We start from the raw sequence: 17,563 nt of genomic DNA on the forward strand, positions 1-17,563 counted from the left end.
TGTGAGTTGACAAGGGAAACGTAAAAAGGTTGAAAAGGGTGGAAAAGGGTGGAATTGAATTGGAAGGGGTAAAAAGTGGCGAAAATGCGTGATGTTTTGGGTGGAATGAGATAGAATTGGAAAAGTGAACGAAAATTGAAGTGTCAAAAAAATCGCTCGGAAAATGAGGATGTCCTCTGTTTTCCGGGCGATTTCGTTTTGGTGTTTAATTTTTGAGGGCAGCGTTTTACCGGCGTTTGAAAAGTGTTTGAAAGTGTTCAAAACGTCGGAAATACGCTGCTTTTTTGCTTTTGTGGTTTTGAACAGTTTGTTTTAGAAAAAACAAGCATCTTTAATCAAAAAATATTTTTAAGGATAGGAACATAGGAACTGGAACCAAATAGGTTTGGAACAAGTTCCTATCCCTTACTCATTTATCAGTGTTTTTTCTTCCAATTCTTTTAAGTGTTTAAGGTTTCCCTTTGTATAGAGAACCCCATTATAATGCTTTTCTTTTTTGCCGTTTCCAGTCCAGAAAGTATTCGCAAGTTCAAATGCAGCAAACATTGAATCAAAAAATTTTTCCCAATTGTTTGTTTTTGCTGTCTGAGTTTTTAGGCTTGCTATTTTCTTTTTCTTTTCGGTGTATGCACGATCAATAAATCCATTCACGTGACTTTCAAGGTTCTTTGTAATGTTTTTCAAAACATCTGAGGGCTTTTCCGGATGAAAAATATCATATTTCTCATAATCTTTCAAATTTAGTAAGCAATCAAATAAGAAATTCAATCTTCCAAAGAATACAGTTGGATTAGTTGTTCGATTGACAATGGTCTCACTTTCATGCACCTGTTTAAGCAAGTTGTTTATGTAATCGGCATCAAAAGCAGTCAATTTCTTTTTTCCAAACATCGATAATCAATCCTCCATTTTTCCTTTTTTATAACTTTCCTCGAAGTCATATATCATATTCAGAAGTTTGCTGCGTTCTTTTAGTGGAAGGCTTTTTAGGATTTTAGCCAGTTCTTTGGCGAGTTCATCCTCGCTTTCGCTTGAATTTTGGATATTTACTGTACCTGTTGAGTGCTCTCCCATCGCACCGATTGCTGAATTAGTGATATTTTGAACCGGGGCATCATTTCCATAAACCAAATAGTCAATAGAAACGCCAAAAAATTCAGAGATTTCAATAAGATATTTGCGGTACGAATTGCTCTTACCGGATTTCCAATCTGTAAATGCACTCTTTTTCAAGTGAAGATAATCTGTCAATTTCTTCTGGTCTTGCTCTCCAAGTAACTCAACAATTCTATCTAAAATGCTCAAAATTATAACTCCTTTTTTGTTCGTAACGCTGAAAATAAGATTTTTTCGTACTCTAATATTGACAGTACGATATTTTCGGACTATAATATTAGCATACCAATACAACAGGGTATAAAAAGCCTTATGATAATTGTACCACAAAGTAAGGCAAAAGTAAATGAAAAGGAGGAAAAAAATATGGATTCTAAAATCACGACCTATTACACCATGGATTCTAAGGGACTGCATTTCTACTACAAAGTACGGGATGCTCTGATTTTTGGCGGTGAAGGTAGTGTCGGATATTGCACCGCTACAGTAAATGCGACAAAAGAAAGTGCGTGCGAAATTCTTGCATTCTATGCTGTGCAGTCGAGAAATGTTGCTGCATCACTGGATGTGGATTTTACACAACTCGAATCAATTTCCAGAGAAGATTATGAAACTCTGAACCAGAAGGATTAACCCATGAAAGTTATTGTCAAGCGGATCCCATGCAGGAAAAAGCCTGCTCCAGATGCAGCGGAGCAGGCAAAGGCAGATGCTTGCAATGCAAACGTGGTTTGCATTCCGATCGATATGAAACGTATGCTTCACAATGCAAAGCTATCAAAAGGAATTTGAAGGGAGGAGAAAACGTGCCTGCACTTATTATCATATTTCTTGCGGCAATCGGCATTTTTGCTTGCCTGAAATGGGTTAAGTGGAAAATTACAGCACTGACTGTAACTGCATTTGTGGCAGATAAGTTTCGTGAACCAACAGAAAGTGAACGAAAAAAGTATGTCGAATTTGCAGTACGTCATCTGTTTCATCTGCGATAAATTTCAAATATAACCTAGCAGATTCAACAAAGTATTCCAACAACATTTTGAAAGGAGCGATTTTCATGTTACCGAGAATTTTGCACACCTATTACTGTGTGACTACAACCTATTCGCCCACTGGAAAAACTGTCCGTCTGACAACGGTGCAGACCGGCGACAAGCCCAACAGCAGCTATTGTCTGGACGGGAAGCAGAACATCTATCGGGACTACTTCACCCAGCGGCTGATCGCAGAGCAGTTTGCCAAAGCCATGGGAGGCGATGTGACATGGTCGTGACCGAGAATCCCACGGCTTTGCAGATCGCTGCCAGTGCAAGGTTTCACGGAAGGGATGCGGCGAGCATCGGCTATCTGTATGACTGGTATGACGCTATCCCGGAGATGCTGGAACCCAAGGAAGAACTGAAACAACGCATTCTGAAAACCAACGGCGTACACAGGAAGGATGATGAAAAATGACCCCGAAAACATTCGGCAAGCAGCTGCTGGAGATCCGCACCACGCTGGGACTGAGCCAGACGGAGGTTGCAGAGGCGGCAGAGGTATCCCAGAGCTATGTTTGTCAGCTGGAACAGGACAAGTTTGTGCCGAGCATCACGGTGGTGCTGCGGCTGGCAAAGGCACTGCGTGTGCTGGTGGAGCGTCTGCTCCCCACAGAACCGGAATCGAAAAAGCGGAGGTGTGCATCATGAAAATCAAAATCGGAACGGTGATCGAGAATCACCTGATCTATGCCATTTACGGCACGGAGCACTGCATTGCCAGACCGATCCTGCCGGACGGCGAATTCGTGGTCTGGCACATTGATGAGGACGGCAAGGGCGTGTGGGGCGGTTCGTATTTCTCCGATCAGATGGATGCAGAGTGGGAATATGCCAGCCGGTGCTTTCCGTGGTTTTCGGACAATGTGCTGTTTACCGCCAACGAGGACGATGACGAGGTGGAGGAAGCCGATGAAAAGACTGCATGAATGGGGCGGAACACCGTCCAGACGGTCACAAAAGCTGCGAAAAACCGTGCGGCGAATGAAGAACTGCGGCTGTACAGACTGGGCGATCCTCCACGAGATCCGCACCAGCGACTGTTCCAAAGCAGAGCAGGACAGGCTCCTGAAAGAGATGCATATGGAGGTGCATGTGCTGTGAAGGTGATCGAAGATGTGCAAGACAAGTACGGCAACTACTGCATCATTTTCAAAAGCACGAATCTCAGGCTGATCTACGACTGGCTGCACACGCACTACAGCGGAAACGGCTTCAAGTTTGCAATCGTAATTGACCTGAGTATCGACTATGACTATGAAGAGCCGACAGAAACGCTGGTCTACTTCCTGGACGAGATCACCGAAGAAGTGCTGGACTATGCCGGATTGAAGCTTACAAATGCAGATGCAACATAAAAGCCGAAACAGCGGCAGAGAGCCGCTGTCTGCCGGAACTGGTCTACCGGCACTGATGATGGCAGACCGGAAAGGAGGAGCTATGGACTACTTATCAGTAGAAGAAGCAGCAGTCTTGAAAAACTGTTCTGCAAGGTATATCCGAAAACAATGTAAAAACGGTGTTTTACCAGCGGTTCTCCGAGAGCATCCGCAGAACCATAAACCCTGTTATCAGATCCCGGTCTCCGCATTTCCGGAGCCGTTGCAGGCTAGGTACTATCAGCAAAAGCGGCAGGAAATGGGCATGATGCCCACGCCGATTTCGGCGGAAACGAAACCGCAGAAGCCGAAAAAGAGGGCAAAAGCCGTGCGGCAAATGACCATTGAGGACTGCACCGCACAGCAGCGGCAGGAGATCCAGATCTGGACAGCAATTCTGCTGGAATGGCACGCCGGACGCATCCAGTACAGCAAGAAAACCGACTATGACAAGCTGTATGTGGGCAAGTGTCAGCTGGAGCACCCAGACCTACAGGTTTCCACGGGGATCTTGTACCGCAAATGGAACGCCTATCAGGAGCATGATCTCGCCGGTATGCTGGGGATACGGGGCGGCTGGAACAAGCACAGCAGCGGTATTCCCCAGGTCGTGTGGGAGGCGTTTCTGTGGTTCTGGCTGGACGAGAATCAGCCAACTGTCCGAGCCAGCTATCGCAATGTGATCAGCTGGACAGAGGATTTCCACCCGGAGCTGGTGGCTTGTATCCCATCGGAGCGAAGCTTTCGGCGGCGAATCGACAACGATGTGGCAGAGGCAACGAAAATTCTGATGCGTGAGGGCGAAAAGGCGTTTTCTGACCGCTGTATGCCGTACATTATCCGAATGTATGACCAGCTGGAGCCGAATGACGTATGGATCGCCGACAACCACACACTGGATATTCAGTCTCTGGACGAACATGGCACCATTCACCGCCTGTATCTGACGGCATTTCTGGATGCCAAGTCCGGCGTGATCACCGGCTGGAATATTACGGAATCCCCGGATTCCCAGTCCACGATCCTGGCACTGCGGCACGGCATTCTGCGGTTCGGCATCCCGAAAGCGGTGTACTTCGACAACGGTCGGGAGTTTCTCACCCACGATGTGGGCGGAAAAGGACACCGTACCCGAAAATCTGATCAGGATGTCACAGAGCCGCCCACCATTTTACAGCGGCTGGGCATTGAAATGCACAACGCCATTGTACGAAATGCGAAAGCAAAGCCTATTGAACGAACCTTTTACACGGTCAAGAGCCAGTTTTCCAAATCGTTCAGCGGTTTCTGCGGCGGCACGATTCTGGAACGTCCGGAAAGCCTGAAACGGCGAATCAAGAACAAAGCCATACCGCAGGACTACGAGGTCAGAAGCCATCTGGAAACATGGATCGACGGCGAATACAACTTGCAGGAGTACGGCGGCTCTGAGGCAAAGTACCGGGGCATGAGCCGTCTGGATGTCTGGAACGAGGAGATCCGGTCGATCCGCAAGGCGGCGGACGCAGAGCTGAATCTCATGCTGATGCGATCCACCAGAACCCAGAAGATCAAGCGAAACGGCGTGTACATCACCTTTGCCGGGGAAAAGATCTGGTACATGAATCCGGAGGAAACCATTCTGCATCTGGGCGAGGAGGTCTATGTGCGGTATGACCCGGCAGATCTGAAAACTGTCCGGTTGTACAACACCCAAGACCAGTATCTGTTTACCTGGGAGCTGGCGGACATCCTGCTGATGGACTATCTGACCTCCAATCCGGAGGAGATCGCCAACGCAGAAATGATGATCCGCCGCACCAAGAAGTTTGTACGGGATCAGGTCAAGGGCATCACCGCCGATCTGACCAACGCACAGCGGATCGATTCCCTGGATGCCACGATCCGGAGAGCCGCCAAGGCAAAGGAAGAACGGTTCCAGATCCGGTATCCCAAGACCATCGAGCCGGTACGAGCCGGAGAAACGGAAGAAGAACACCGCATGGTTTCCGGCAGCGAAATGATCCCGGTCACCATCGACCTGAAAAAAATGCGGCAGAACGCCCAAAGACGAAAGGAAGAATAACACATGGAATACACAGAGCATCAACAGAGCCTGCTCCGCAAGCTGGAGCAGCTGCAAAAGGACGAAGGACTGAGCCTGTCTGCATTGTCTGCCCGTCTGGGCATCTCCAAGGGAGCACTCTCCCAGCTGTTTTCCGGCAGCTATCAGGCAAATCCGCAGAAGATGTTTGCGAAACTGGAAAGCTATTTCGGTGTCAAGGATCAGACCAGGCAGACCTATCAGGAATCCGGCTATGCAGATACCAGCATCTCCACGGAGATCTATGACATTATCGGTGTCTGCCAGATCAAGGGCGGTCTTGCCATTGCTGCCGGAGATGCCGGCATCGGAAAGACCAAGGCAGCACAGCACTTTGTGGCAGAGCACCCGAACAACAGCGTACTGATCACGCTGAATCCCTGTCTGACCAGCATCAAGTCCCTGCTGCGGCTGATCGCCGACCGCATCGGTGCTCCCATGGAACGTTCCAGAGATGCCCTGTGGTATTCCATCCGGCAAAAGCTGAGTGACGGCACGGTGCTGATCTTCGATGAATCCCAGCACCTGCCGCTGAAAACCATTGAGGTGCTGCGGAGCTTCTCTGATGATTTTGCCGATCACGGGCAGACGCTGGGCATCTGTTTCATCGGAAATCTGGAAACGGTGACACGCATCGGCAGCAAGAAGGCAGAGTTCGCACAGATCGCCAACCGCACCAAGCAGAAGAAGCTGTACACCCGTTCCAAGATCCAGCGTGAGGACATTGCCAAGCTGTTCCCCATGCTGAACGGACGGCAAAAGGAAATTGATTTTCTGTTCCGCATCGCCCAGACACCGCAGGCTATCCGTGGCGTGGTCAACCTGTTCTCCAATGCCTATGACAACGAGGATTACAGTTATGAGGGGCTGGTGGCAATGGCAAAGTACATGGATATGGAGGTCTGAGATGAAAAACGGCAAACGCCCCACCAAGGCACAGAAAAAGATCCTGGCGTTCTACGGATTCCATCCGGAGGACTGGCTGATCTCCAAGAACACCAGCACGGAGCTGGTCATTCTCCACCGGTACACAGAACGTACCAGACATATCCCGAAGCATCGGGATACAGAAATCACATAATCCCCCTGAGAGGAGAAACGCTCCTCTCGCCTAATGCAGCCAAGGACGGTGACAAGCCCGTGAAAATGCAGAGTCGGCAATCTATTTACAATTCTTTACAAACGGAGGTATTTCTTATGGCAAAAGCAAAACTGACACTGAAACAGGAGGCAGATATGCTCTCCGCCGTCAACCAGATCAAGGAACTGGAGGCAGCCGGCAAGCAGCTGAAAAAGCAGGCGGACGAGCTGCGTAGTCAGGTCAAGGCGATGATGGACAAGAAGCATCTGGAGGAAATGGACGTGGGCAATTTTACCGTGCGGTATACCACAGTGGTCAGCAGCCGGTTCGACAGCCGTGCATTTCAGGAGACCCACCAGGCACTCTATGACCAGTACTGCGTTGCATCGGAAAGCAAGCGGTTTACCATTTCGTGAGGTGCGGCGATGACGAAGGAACAATGGGAAACCGCAGAGCAGAACCTGCAATCATCTTACCGCATCGTAAAGCTACAGGCAGACGGCTACACGCTGTCTTTGCAGACACAGCGGTACAAGATGCAGCTGTGCATTGCGGTCTATGTTGACGGTAAAATTCAGGGAAAATGGCTGACGGAGGACTGTGAGATCCGCAGAAAGTTCTTCCAGAAGCACAAACACAGTATACTCACCCGAAAGGAGCAGGAAAAGCTGAAACGGGAACGGAAAGCCTTTCGGGAGGCGGTACTTTCCAACAGCGTTTACTACACCTATTCTCCCTACTGGAGTTCTTTCCGTTCTTTGAAACGGCATCTATGCCAGAACTGCACAGACATCGCGTTGTATGAGGAGGTGGAAGCATGAGAAAACCAACAGACACCGGAAACCGCTGCTTCGACCAATTCTGGGCAGCGTATCCCCGAAAGGTGGGCAAGGAGAAAGCCAGACGGGCATTCGAGAAGATCCAGCCCAGCGAGACGGAATTGCAGCAGATGCTGGCGGAGCTGGAACGGCAGCGGAAGGTCTACCACTGGGGCAAAGAGAACTGGAAGTTCATTCCGCATCCTGCCACATGGCTGAATCAGAGAAGATGGGAGGATGAGACCATTGCCGCAGAAGATGACATTCCCGACGATGACCCCTACGGGGCTTTCGTATACTGATCTGATGCAGATGCGTGTGGATGCGTACAATGCACAGCCCGGCACGCTGACCGGCTATGACTGCAAAACGTGCCGCAACAAGGGCATGATCGCAGAGATCCGGGACGGCTATGAGGTCATGTGCTTGTGCAGCTGTATGAAAACCAGAGACACCCTGCGGCGAATCCATGAATCCGGTCTGGAATCCCTGCTCCGCATCTGCACATTTCAGAACTACACCGCAGAGCAGCCATTCCAGCAGCACATTCTCCAATGTGCCAAAGCGTACCTACAGGAACGGCACAGGTGGTTCTATATCGGCGGTCAGACCGGATGCGGCAAGACACACATCTGCACCGCCATTGTGGGCGGCATGATCCGGAACGGTTTTTCGGTGCGGTACATGGTGTGGCGTGAAGCGTCCAATCAGCTGAAAGCTGCTCTGACGGACGGCAGCTATGCCGCACAGATCGCAGCGTACAAGGAAGCCGATGTGCTGTACATAGACGATCTGTTCAAGACCAGCAGCACCGCAGAGGTATCCGGTGCAGATGTGCGTCTGGCATTTGAGATACTGGACTATCGTGCCAGAAATCAGATGCTGACGATCCTCTCCACGGAATGGCTTTTGCCCCAGCTGCGGCAAATTGACGGAGCAATCGGCGGCAGGATCATTCAGATGTCCAAAGGGTATGCGTTTGAGATACGCCCGGACAACCAGAAAGATTATCGGCTGAGGAAGTGAAGCGTATGGCAAAAGGACAAACCCAGACACTGTACAGCCTTGCTGCTGTGCTGGGGCTGGTAGAATCGGGAAACAAGGAAGACCCGTTTCACATGATCGTCTACCGTATCAGCGGCAAGACCTCTGTCCGGGAACTCACCCCACCGGAGGCGGCAGCGGTAGAGGCGGAGCTGCGGCAGCAGCTCCGGGAGCAGCGTCCCAAAAAGAAAACGGCATCCCCGGAGTATCCGGGGAAAATGACAGCCGGACAAAAGGCGTATGCCTGGCGGCTGCTGTATGATCTGGCAAAGCTCTCGCCCTCTGCGGTGCCGGTGGGGGAACGCATGGCAGGCATCGTCCGAAAGGTATTGCAGGAAGCCCCCTGCCCCGGTCATCCGCTGAACTGGGTCAAACGGGAGGACGGGGCGAAACTGATCGAGGCACTGAAACGGTATCTGCGAAACGCAAAGCGAAAGGCGGCGAAAGCACATGACTCTGGATAAACTGACCATGGAACAGCTGCACGGCAGTCAGCTGGAAATTGCGGAGGTCATCGGTATGGAAGCGTACCGGAAGCTGGTCGCCAGCTACGGCGGCAGCAGCATCTATATCAGCAAGGCGGATTCCGTGATGAACGGTCTGAGAGATGCGGAGATCTTCCGCCGGTTTGACGGTTCCAATTATCTGGAACTGGCACACGCATTTAATCTGGCGGAGAACACCATCCGGGACATCATCTACCGCCAGAGCACCGACCGGGAAGCACACCAGATGACGTTCTTCTGAACCCGAAAACTCATTGAAATTCCTGAAAAATCTGCCTTATTTGCAGCACCGTTCTTTTCTGTGCTATCATTACAGTAGAAGTAATGATAGCACTTTTCTTTTGGGGAGGGAGATACAGTGACACAGGAACTGATCCTGTTTATCATCACCACGGTGATCACCGTGATCCTTGGGATCATCGGCTATTTTCTGAAACGCACCATGGATCGCAATGACAAGAACGAAATGGCAGTGCAGGAGCTGCGTGACAATCTGCTGACGCTGTCGGACAAGTACGCCACCAAGGCAGAGATCCGGGAGATCAAGGCATCTATGGAAAAATTGTCGGAGAACATCGACTACATCAAGGAGCACACCACCAAGAACGAGGATTTTATCCGCACCATGGCAAGGCTGGAAAGCAAGATCGACAGCTATTGCAGCAAGTAAGGAGGAACGGCATTGGAGCAGGCAGAAATGATAGAGCGAATCCGGCAGAAGGCATTTTTCAAGAATAACGGCATGGTGCTGAAAGCCGTGAATCTGCTGCGTGACAAGTTTGTTGCATTGACGGACATCCGCTATGCACTGGAACCCAGCATGACTGAGGCGGAATTCCGGGACAGCATCAACTATCTGACGGAATCCGGATATATCCGGCTGCGGCACATGGATTCCAAGGCGTGTACGACACTGGCAGACACGGCAATGGAGCAGCTGGAAGCCAAGGTATCGGCGGACGGTATCAAGATCATTGCCTGTGTCCGCAAGGACGAATGTATTGACGTGTGAGGTGCTGCATGGGACGCAGAAAGCATTCTAAGATCGACAATCTGGAACCGGCAGTCAAAGAGACCGTAGACGAGATGATCAAGACCGGTGCCTATTACCGGGAGATCGTGGACTATATCCAGTCCCACGGCGTGAGCATCTCTCTGGCAGCGGTGGGAAAATATGCGAAAAATCTCATGAGTACGCTGGACGCACTGCGGCTCAGTCAGGAAAACTTCCGGGCGATTATGGAAGAAACCGACCGCTATCCGGATCTGGACATGACAGACGGCATTCTCCGCCTGCTCTGCAATCAGATGCTGGATGCCATCAACAAGCTGCCGGAGGAACGGCTGTCGGAGATCGACTTTGACACCCTGTCCAAAAATGCCGTGGCACTCACCCGTGCAGTGGCGTACAAGAAGAACGTGGACACCAAGACACGGGATCTGCTGGAAAACGGTGCAGAGCAGTTCAAGGATCTGATCTATGAAGCCATGGCGGCAGAACGACCGGATCTCTACAAGGAAGTCAAGAAGTTTATCAAATCCAAAGCCAAGGAGGGAAAGGCATGAGTATGTATGTGGTACAGGTGAAGCCCGGCACAGATCTGCAAGTGGCTGTGCTGCTGCGGAAAAACGGGCATCTGGTACGCTGTCCGCAGCGAACCATGGACATCCGGAAGAACGGGAAATGGAACAGTATCACAGAACCTGTCTTTCCCGGCTATCTGTTTCTGGAGGAAGAAATCGACCGGCAGAAGTATGACAGCGTGGTACAGTCAGACGGCGTGATCGGATTTCTGAAAGTGTCCGGCTGTACGCTGGGCAAGCTGCAGCCCCACGAGGAAGCATATATCCGGTGGCTCTGGAACGGCGGCAAACCCATTGCCCCGTCCCGCATCTATACCACATTGCAGGGGGACAAGATGGTCTTGTCCGGCGTGCTCCGGGAGTATTGGAACAATGTGGTGCGGCTGGATCTCCGGCAGCGGCGTGCCCGTGTGCGGCTCTCCATCTGCGGACATGACTACACGGTCACACTGCCGGTAATCGGCATTTAAGAGCGTGTGTGAAACAAATCAGTATGCCTGTCGCTGCTGTGGTTGATTCGTCCCACAGGGTGCGGTATATGGTATAAAGGCAATACTTCTTGCAGCTCTTTGTGCGGTATTGCCTGAACCCCGAACGGAACTTTTCCAAAAAGATTCCGAATGGCGAAGCATACCCTGTTTAAGAACGTTCAGAGGGCGTTTAGAATCGTTTGAAGATTTTTCTGCGAAAAACAACACCCAAAAAGAATACACGCAATATACGGGCGTACAGCGTCCGTATTTTTTTGACCATTTTTTCTGAAAGGAGTGACTGCAAATGAACAGCCGAAAGAAAAAGAGCATCCACCAGCTGGCGGACGGTATCCTGCAATTTGAGGACAAGCGGAAATCCATTCCGCAAGCGGACTTTACCGATTTGCAGACGTTCCTCTCTGCCTACCTGAATACCCCGGAGCCGAAGAAACGGAAAAAACTGGCGGAGGAATTCCGGAAACGGCACATGGAGCTATACGAGTTCCTGCAAAGCAATCCGGATCTGATCCGGGCAGAAACCAAGATCACCGCCACCCTACAGGCGGCGGCATCCGGAGCAGCCGAAGAAGAGGACAACGGACAGATCACCAATCTGTTTGAGAAATTGCAGGAGGGACTGGCATGATCTATCAGACTTTTTCTCCCAAGCAGATACAAGCCATGCTCTGGTGGGCAATGCCGAAATTCCGGCAGTATGATGCTATCATCTGTGACGGATCTGTCCGTTCCGGCAAGACCATGGCAATGAGCATCGGCTATCTGCTGTGGAGTATGCGGAACTTTGACCATGAGACATTTGCCTTTTGCGGCAAGACCATTGACAGCCTGAAACGCAATGTGGTCACGCCGATCCAGAAGTGGATGGCAGGCGTGATGCAGCCGAAGATCAACCTGTCCAAGAACTATATGGACGTGGAATGGCGGGGGCATCACAACCGCTATTATTTTTTCGGCGGCAAGGACGAGAGCAGCTATGCTCTCATTCAGGGTATCACCCTTGCCGGTGTCCTGCTGGACGAGGTGGCACTGATGCCCCGTTCTTTTGTGGATCAGGCAACGGCGAGATGCTCTGTCACCGGTTCTAAGATCTGGATGAACTGCAACCCGGACGGCAGCGAGGAACACTGGCTGTACAAGGAATGGATTGACAGCGTACACGGGAAAGCCGGCGAAAAGAACCGGCTGCACCTGCATTTCACCATGGAGGACAACCGTGCTCTCTCTGTATCTGTCCGGAAACGGTACGAGCGGATGTATTCCGGTGTGTTCTATGAACGGTATGTACTGGGCAAGTGGGTCATGGCGGACGGTCTGGTGTATCCGCAGTTCCAGAAGCTGCGGCACGTCATTCCGGACACTGTGCCGGATGTGCATTCCGGCGAGTTTTATCTCAGCTGCGACTACGGCACACTGAACCCGACCTCTGTCGGCTTATGGCACCTGTCCGGAGACGGCTATGCCACCCGAATCCGGGAGTACTATTATGATGCCCGAAAAGAGGGACATTCCCGAACAGACGAGGAGCACTACGCTGCACTGGAACAGCTTGCCGGAGATATTGCCCCCTATGTGCGGTATGTGATCGTAGACCCGTCTGCCGCCAGCTTTATTGAATGTATCCGGCGGCACGGGGTATTTCGGGTGCGGAAAGCCAACAACAGCGTTCTGGACGGCATCCGTGACACGTCCACGCTGCTGCAAGCCGGACGCATCCACATCTGTGAAGGCTGTACGGATATTATCCGGGAATTCGGGTTGTACTGCTGGGACAATCAAGCCAAAGGAAAAGATGCTGTGGTCAAGACCAACGACCACGCCATGGACGATATGCGGTATTTCGTCCGGACGGCGATGCAGCGGACGCTGCGGGAATACCGGATGCCGCCGGCAGATGACAACGAGGAGGTGATGCCATGATCGATGCAACCCAGATCGCCGCAGCCATGCAGGTGCCCTGCCTGCTCAGCGGTGACATGATACAGCAGATGCAGCTGTGGGAGGAGTTATATCTGAACCGTGCCGGCTGGATCCGGAACCGCATTCGTTCCTGTCACATTCCGGCGAATATCGCACAGGAGCTGAAACGGCTGACACTGACGGAATTTTCCGCCACGGTACACGATGCGGCAGAACTGGAACAGGCGGTCAGGCGTGTGCTGCCGAAGCTGCGGCGGAAAATGGACTTCGGGCTTGCCATTGGCGGCTTGCTGCTGAAACCTTATTTCACGGCACAGGGCGTTTCGGTGGACATTGTGCCGCAGAACGCCTATCTTCCGGTGAACTACACGGACGATTCCTGCGATGCGGTGGTGTGTCCGGAAGAGATCTCTATTGGCAAGAACTATTACACCCGTCTGGAGCTGCACGTCTATTCCCAGGTGCGGCAGACACATACCATTCAGAACCGCTGTTTCTGTTCTGCCAGTCCGGGAATACTGGGCACAGAGTGCAGTCTGGATGCAGTGCCGCAGTGGGCGGATGTATTGCCGGAAAAGGTGTATGAAAACGTACAGCGTCCGCTGTTTGCCATTTTTCAGACACCGGATTCCAACAACATCGACCCCACTTCACCGCTGGGCGTTTCGGTCTTTGCCGATGCCGTGGACTTTATCCGGGATGCGGATGAGCACTGGGAACGGATTCTGTGGGAACTGGAATCGTCCGAACGTGCCATTGATGCCACCGAGGATCTGTTCCGGTACAAGGACGGCAAGCCGGTATTGCCGAAAGGCAGAGAGCGGATGTTCCGCAGCTATGAGAAAACGGACGGGCAGTCCTTTATCAATACCTTTTCTCCGGAAGTCCGGGACACTGCCTATTTCCATGCGTTCAATCAGATTTTGCGGCGGATCGAGAATGCGGTGGGGCTTTCCTACGGCACACTCTCCGAAGTATCCGATGTGGAGAAAACCGCAGAGGAAGTGCGGAGTTCCAAGCAGCGGAGCTTTTCCAGAGTGAAAGACATTCAGGAGAACCTGCGGAACGCACTGGAGCAGATGCTCTATGGAATGCAGTTCTATCAGGACTACTACCGCAGTCAGAGCAGTCCGCCGGTCAAGGCAACCTTTGCCTTTGGGGACGGTGTGCTGGAAGATCCGGACGTGGAGTATCAGCGGCGTGTGCAGATGGTACGGGACAAGCTATTGCGTCCGGAGCTATTTCTGGCGTGGTACTTCGACTGCTCCGAGGAAAAGGCGGCGAAGATGATGCCGGAGCGGCAGGATGATGGTGGTTTATTTTCCGGTGGTGAGATCTGATGCAGAATTATGAGCCGGATGTGACTCAGCTGCTGGGGCTGTATCAGCAGCTGGAGGACGATATTGTGGCGGACATGGTGCGGCGTATGCTGAAAATGGGTTTTGTGTCGGAAAGTACGGCATATCAGGCGGAGGTGCTGCAATCTGCCGGAATCCTGTACGAGGACATTTTGCAGATGATCGCAGACCGGACAGATGCCAGCGTGGCACAAGTCCGGGCGTTATTTGAAGATGCCGGCGTGAAGACGGTGGACATCGACAACGACACCCACGAGGCTGCCGGAGAAGTTCCGGTGGACATTCGGCAGGACGCAGGCATGAAGCAGGTGCTGGAAGCCGGATACCGGAAAACACTGGGAACCATGCGGAATCTGGTCAGCACCACGGCGAACACCACGCAGACTGCTTTCCTGCAAGCCTGTGACCGGGCGTATATGCAGGTGTCCTCCGGAGCGTTCAGTTATCAGGATGCCATACGCATGGCGGTGCGAAATCTGGCGGACGGCGGAGCGTATGTGACCTATCCCACGGGACACCAAGACCGCATTGATGTTGCGGTGCGGCGGTGTGTGCTGACAGGCGTGGGACAGACTGCGGCGGCAGTGGCGAAGAAACGTGCAGAAGATTCCGGATGCAGGTACATGGAGCTGACAGCACACGGCGGAGCAAGACCGGAGCACGCCAGATGGCAGGGGCAGCTTGTCCAGATACAGGGCAAACGCACCAGGAAGATCATTGACGGGCTGAAAGTGTTCACGCTGGAAGAGATCGGCTATGGGGACGGCAGAGGGTTCAAAGGCTGGAACTGCCGGCACAACTGGCACCCGTATTATCCGGGACTGTCCACGCCGAACTACACACCGGAGGAGATCGCCAGACTGGACGAAAAGAGCATTTCTTACAACGGCGAGAAGTACACAGAGTACGAGATCAGCCAGATGCAGCGGAAAGGCGAGCGGAAGGTCAGAGCACTAAAGCGGCGTGCGGCGGCATTGGACGAAGCGGCAAAGAACACCGATGATCCAGCGTTAAAACAGGGTTTGAACGATGATTTTGCAGCGGTTTCTGTGCGTTTGAAAGATGCGGAAAAAACGCTGAAAGACTTCTGCCGCCAGACCGGACGGCGGAACGATACGTTCCGGTCGCAAGTCAATGGGTTCGGACGGTCTACGGCTCAGAGGGCGGTGCAGGCTGCAAAACGAGTTCAGAATGGCAAAAAAGAATTGACTTCTGGCGGTGACGGTGGTATAATAAAAGAACAGGAACGAATGCAAAGTTCTTCGGATTATGCTGTTCCAAAAGATTTGGTAAAAAGCAGAGAGTTCAGGAGCAAGTTTGATTCCATGGATTCAGATAAAAAGTTACAGCGGCAGTATTATCAGGTTGCTAAGAAAATGTTGAACCATCGTTCAGGCACAAATGGTGAAGACTTGTATTTCTATAATACCAGAACAAAGAAATGGTATTCCTCAACAACAGGAACGCAAGCCGGAACGCCGGACTATACCGAAGAAATCCGCAGAGCGTTGCAAGAATCTGAAAAAGATGAAATCGTTTCGTTCCATAACCACCCACTTGGTATGCCGCCCAGTGCTGGTGATTTGAATGCCGCATTGAAAAACGGGTATCAAAAGGGCTATACAATTGGACATGACGGTACGGTATTTGAATATACAGCACCAATATTTATTATCGATGAAGCGGTGTATAATAAGAGAATCAGTCTACATGCCGAAAAAGGAGATAGCGAATTCCAAGCACAGGTAAACGCACTCCTAGATTTGCAAGAATTTTATAAATTCAAATTTAAGGAGATGAAATCAGATGGATGATGTTGATATCAAAGAAAAAGATGTTGATATGAATGAAATTAGACGAATATGCTCTGAGAACACTATCGAAGAACTAGAAGCAGAATTCGAGAAGTTCAAAAAGGAATTCGTAGAAAAGCACAAGAATGATGAAAGCACCTCAAAATAGCACGTTTTTTGAGATGCAAAACCAAATATAACAAAAAGCATCTCACCTGAGGTGCTTTTTTCTATGCCAGAAAGGAGAATCTATGAAAGAAATGACATTCGGCGGTGCATTGGAAGCACTGAAAGCCGGAAAGAAAGTTGCCAGAACCGGTTGGAACGGCAAAGGAATGTATTTGTACCTTGCTGACGGCAAATTACTGACGCAGGAAATCGGTGACGGAAGTTATCCGTTTACGGACAGCATTGTCATGAAAACCGCAGATAACCGATATTGCATTGGCTGGCTGGCTAGTCAGACCGATATGCTGGCGGAAGATTGGTGCATTGTCAAATAGACTACCAGCGTTTTTGCATAGCGAAAGCAGCATCTCGTAAGAGGTGCTTTTTTCTATGCCAGAAAGGAGCAGTTATGCTTACAATGATTGTTTTGTTAGTCCTCCTCTATGCCATGAACGGAAGTTTTGCCGTTCCCACGGTGTGCTTTGTGCTTTCGTGGATCGGCATTGGATTCGGAGCGTTTGACCTTATTTTGAAACTGTTTCTGAAAGCTTATGAGAAGCATCTCGACTGAGGTGCTTTTTTCATACATTTTATTTTTTTGAAAAGGAGTTATCCCTATGATCGATGAGAAATTTCTGAAAGGCATCGGCATCACCGACAAGGACACCGTGCAGAAGATCACGGAAGCCTATGCCGCAGACATCAAGGCGGAGCAGGACGCTGCCGCCGCCGTGCAGACGCAGCTGGACGAAGCCAGCAAGACCATTCAGTCCTACAAGGACATGGACATTGACGGCATCAAGGCGAGCGTGGCAGACTACAAGCAGAAGCTGGAGCAGTCCGAGGCAGACCGTGCCGCATTCGAGTACCGCACCAAGCTGTCCCAGTATGTCAAGGGATTGCAGCTGAAAAATGATGTGTACGAAAAGTACGTCACCGATCTGCTGACATCCAAGGAACTGAAATTTGACGGTGACAAGCTGATCGGGGCAGACGATGTGGTGCAGCAGTTCCGCACCGCCCATGCAGACGCATTCGCCCCGAACCCCGGCGAGCGTGCGGCTGTTCCCACGTCCGGCAATCTGCCCAGTGCCATGAACGGCGTGGAAGCTGCGTTTTATGGCATGAATCCGAGTTTGAAGAAGTCCTGACCCCTCAGTCAGTGCTACGCACTGCCAGCTCCCC

Annotated in this window: 32 protein-coding genes and 1 other RNA gene; 31 read left to right on the forward strand and 2 right to left on the reverse strand. The window is 51.2% G+C overall.

Annotated elements, in window-relative coordinates; all coding sequences use genetic code 11:
* Positions 1-405 precede the first annotated feature (405 nt).
* Complete coding sequence (locus QZL66_RS00095; protein WP_022409748.1) at positions 406-891, reverse strand: hypothetical protein; 486 nt, start codon at positions 889-891, stop codon at positions 406-408.
* Positions 892-897: 6 nt separating this feature from the next.
* The gene (locus QZL66_RS00100) at positions 898-1,305 is read right to left on the reverse strand and encodes a helix-turn-helix domain-containing protein (protein WP_022409749.1); all 408 of its coding nucleotides are present in this window, start codon (positions 1,303-1,305) and stop codon (positions 898-900) included.
* Between the two features lie 177 nt (positions 1,306-1,482).
* On the opposite strand from QZL66_RS00100, the gene QZL66_RS00105 reads away from it, so the two are divergent.
* The 31 genes from QZL66_RS00105 (at position 1,483) to QZL66_RS00255 (ending at position 17,529) form a co-directional block, all read left to right on the forward strand.
* Entirely contained in the window at positions 1,483-1,749 is a 267-nt protein-coding gene (locus QZL66_RS00105) for a hypothetical protein (RefSeq protein WP_022409750.1), read from the forward strand.
* A 3-nt stretch (positions 1,750-1,752) separates the two neighbouring features.
* Positions 1,753-1,908: a hypothetical protein gene (locus tag QZL66_RS00110; RefSeq protein WP_022409751.1), complete on the forward strand. Its 156-nt coding sequence runs from the start codon at positions 1,753-1,755 to the stop codon at positions 1,906-1,908.
* 14 nt (positions 1,909-1,922) lie between these two features.
* A complete protein-coding gene (locus tag QZL66_RS00115; protein ID WP_293601726.1) occupies positions 1,923-2,108 on the forward strand; it encodes a hypothetical protein in 186 nt (61 codons plus the stop codon).
* Between the two features lie 65 nt (positions 2,109-2,173).
* On the forward strand, positions 2,174-2,389 hold the full coding sequence (locus tag QZL66_RS00120; protein WP_022409752.1) for a hypothetical protein: 216 nt from the start codon (positions 2,174-2,176) through the stop codon (positions 2,387-2,389).
* Positions 2,380-2,571 (forward strand): hypothetical protein, encoded by a 192-nt coding sequence (locus QZL66_RS00125; RefSeq protein WP_021683401.1) that lies wholly within the window; start codon positions 2,380-2,382, stop codon positions 2,569-2,571. Before QZL66_RS00120 ends, QZL66_RS00125 begins: the two co-directional genes overlap by 10 nt.
* Complete coding sequence (locus QZL66_RS00130; protein ID WP_022409753.1) at positions 2,568-2,804, forward strand: helix-turn-helix domain-containing protein; 237 nt, start codon at positions 2,568-2,570, stop codon at positions 2,802-2,804. Before QZL66_RS00125 ends, QZL66_RS00130 begins: the two co-directional genes overlap by 4 nt.
* Entirely contained in the window at positions 2,801-3,082 is a 282-nt protein-coding gene (locus QZL66_RS00135; RefSeq protein ID WP_022409754.1) for a hypothetical protein, read from the forward strand. Before QZL66_RS00130 ends, QZL66_RS00135 begins: the two co-directional genes overlap by 4 nt.
* The gene (locus QZL66_RS00140; protein WP_022409755.1) at positions 3,066-3,257 is read left to right on the forward strand and encodes a hypothetical protein; all 192 of its coding nucleotides are present in this window, start codon (positions 3,066-3,068) and stop codon (positions 3,255-3,257) included. Before QZL66_RS00135 ends, QZL66_RS00140 begins: the two co-directional genes overlap by 17 nt.
* Positions 3,254-3,511, forward strand: a complete 258-nt coding sequence (locus QZL66_RS00145) for a hypothetical protein (protein WP_022409756.1) — start codon at positions 3,254-3,256, stop codon at positions 3,509-3,511. Before QZL66_RS00140 ends, QZL66_RS00145 begins: the two co-directional genes overlap by 4 nt.
* A 1-nt stretch (position 3,512) precedes the next feature.
* An RNA gene (locus QZL66_RS00150) (hammerhead ribozyme type II) lies at positions 3,513-3,582 on the forward strand.
* Between the two features lie 11 nt (positions 3,583-3,593).
* Positions 3,594-5,597 carry a Mu transposase C-terminal domain-containing protein gene (locus QZL66_RS00155; protein WP_022409757.1) on the forward strand — a complete coding sequence of 668 codons (2,004 nt, stop codon included), beginning with the start codon at positions 3,594-3,596 and terminating at the stop codon, positions 5,595-5,597.
* A 3-nt stretch (positions 5,598-5,600) separates the two neighbouring features.
* Positions 5,601-6,521 carry an AAA family ATPase gene (locus QZL66_RS00160; protein WP_021683406.1) on the forward strand — a complete coding sequence of 307 codons (921 nt, stop codon included), beginning with the start codon at positions 5,601-5,603 and terminating at the stop codon, positions 6,519-6,521.
* 1 nt (position 6,522) lies between these two features.
* Positions 6,523-6,696 carry a DUF6906 family protein gene (locus tag QZL66_RS00165; protein WP_022409758.1) on the forward strand — a complete coding sequence of 58 codons (174 nt, stop codon included), beginning with the start codon at positions 6,523-6,525 and terminating at the stop codon, positions 6,694-6,696.
* 116 nt (positions 6,697-6,812) lie between these two features.
* Positions 6,813-7,112, forward strand: coding sequence for a hypothetical protein (locus tag QZL66_RS00170; RefSeq protein ID WP_022409759.1), 300 nt, complete (start codon positions 6,813-6,815; stop codon positions 7,110-7,112).
* Between the two features lie 9 nt (positions 7,113-7,121).
* Positions 7,122-7,517, forward strand: a complete 396-nt coding sequence (locus QZL66_RS00175; protein ID WP_022409760.1) for a hypothetical protein — start codon at positions 7,122-7,124, stop codon at positions 7,515-7,517.
* A complete protein-coding gene (locus QZL66_RS00180; RefSeq protein ID WP_022409761.1) occupies positions 7,514-7,816 on the forward strand; it encodes a hypothetical protein in 303 nt (100 codons plus the stop codon). The genes QZL66_RS00175 and QZL66_RS00180 overlap by 4 nt, the downstream gene beginning before the upstream one ends.
* The gene (locus QZL66_RS00185; RefSeq protein WP_293601727.1) at positions 7,752-8,540 is read left to right on the forward strand and encodes an ATP-binding protein; all 789 of its coding nucleotides are present in this window, start codon (positions 7,752-7,754) and stop codon (positions 8,538-8,540) included. The genes QZL66_RS00180 and QZL66_RS00185 overlap by 65 nt, the downstream gene beginning before the upstream one ends.
* Before the next feature lie 5 nt (positions 8,541-8,545).
* Positions 8,546-9,022, forward strand: coding sequence for a regulatory protein GemA (locus tag QZL66_RS00190; protein ID WP_022409763.1), 477 nt, complete (start codon positions 8,546-8,548; stop codon positions 9,020-9,022).
* Positions 9,009-9,305: a Mor transcription activator family protein gene (locus QZL66_RS00195; RefSeq protein WP_022409764.1), complete on the forward strand. Its 297-nt coding sequence runs from the start codon at positions 9,009-9,011 to the stop codon at positions 9,303-9,305. Before QZL66_RS00190 ends, QZL66_RS00195 begins: the two co-directional genes overlap by 14 nt.
* Before the next feature lie 117 nt (positions 9,306-9,422).
* Complete coding sequence (locus QZL66_RS00200) at positions 9,423-9,734, forward strand: hypothetical protein (protein WP_021683414.1); 312 nt, start codon at positions 9,423-9,425, stop codon at positions 9,732-9,734.
* Between the two features lie 12 nt (positions 9,735-9,746).
* Positions 9,747-10,076, forward strand: coding sequence for a hypothetical protein (locus QZL66_RS00205; RefSeq protein ID WP_084194437.1), 330 nt, complete (start codon positions 9,747-9,749; stop codon positions 10,074-10,076).
* Between the two features lie 8 nt (positions 10,077-10,084).
* Entirely contained in the window at positions 10,085-10,630 is a 546-nt protein-coding gene (locus tag QZL66_RS00210) for a phage protein Gp27 family protein (protein ID WP_021683416.1), read from the forward strand.
* Positions 10,627-11,118, forward strand: a complete 492-nt coding sequence (locus tag QZL66_RS00215; protein ID WP_022409765.1) for a transcription termination/antitermination NusG family protein — start codon at positions 10,627-10,629, stop codon at positions 11,116-11,118. The genes QZL66_RS00210 and QZL66_RS00215 overlap by 4 nt, the downstream gene beginning before the upstream one ends.
* A 307-nt stretch (positions 11,119-11,425) precedes the next feature.
* Positions 11,426-11,767 (forward strand): hypothetical protein, encoded by a 342-nt coding sequence (locus QZL66_RS00220; protein ID WP_022409766.1) that lies wholly within the window; start codon positions 11,426-11,428, stop codon positions 11,765-11,767.
* Entirely contained in the window at positions 11,764-13,059 is a 1,296-nt protein-coding gene (locus QZL66_RS00225; protein WP_022409767.1) for a PBSX family phage terminase large subunit, read from the forward strand. Before QZL66_RS00220 ends, QZL66_RS00225 begins: the two co-directional genes overlap by 4 nt.
* On the forward strand, positions 13,056-14,399 hold the full coding sequence (locus QZL66_RS00230) for a phage capsid protein (protein ID WP_022409768.1): 1,344 nt from the start codon (positions 13,056-13,058) through the stop codon (positions 14,397-14,399). Before QZL66_RS00225 ends, QZL66_RS00230 begins: the two co-directional genes overlap by 4 nt.
* A complete protein-coding gene (locus QZL66_RS00235; RefSeq protein ID WP_022409769.1) occupies positions 14,399-16,231 on the forward strand; it encodes a phage minor capsid protein in 1,833 nt (610 codons plus the stop codon). Before QZL66_RS00230 ends, QZL66_RS00235 begins: the two co-directional genes overlap by 1 nt.
* Complete coding sequence (locus QZL66_RS00240) at positions 16,224-16,379, forward strand: hypothetical protein (RefSeq protein WP_021683423.1); 156 nt, start codon at positions 16,224-16,226, stop codon at positions 16,377-16,379. Before QZL66_RS00235 ends, QZL66_RS00240 begins: the two co-directional genes overlap by 8 nt.
* A gap of 82 nt (positions 16,380-16,461) precedes the next feature.
* Positions 16,462-16,713 carry a DUF2829 domain-containing protein gene (locus QZL66_RS00245; RefSeq protein ID WP_021683424.1) on the forward strand — a complete coding sequence of 84 codons (252 nt, stop codon included), beginning with the start codon at positions 16,462-16,464 and terminating at the stop codon, positions 16,711-16,713.
* A 74-nt stretch (positions 16,714-16,787) separates the two neighbouring features.
* Entirely contained in the window at positions 16,788-16,949 is a 162-nt protein-coding gene (locus QZL66_RS00250) for a hypothetical protein (protein ID WP_021683425.1), read from the forward strand.
* A 46-nt stretch (positions 16,950-16,995) separates the two neighbouring features.
* On the forward strand, positions 16,996-17,529 hold the full coding sequence (locus QZL66_RS00255) for a phage scaffolding protein (protein WP_021683426.1): 534 nt from the start codon (positions 16,996-16,998) through the stop codon (positions 17,527-17,529).
* Positions 17,530-17,563 lie beyond the last annotated feature (34 nt).

This window comes from Ruminococcus sp. CAG:330 (genome assembly GCF_000437175.1).
Lineage (GTDB): Bacteria > Bacillota > Clostridia > Oscillospirales > Ruminococcaceae > Ruminococcus_C.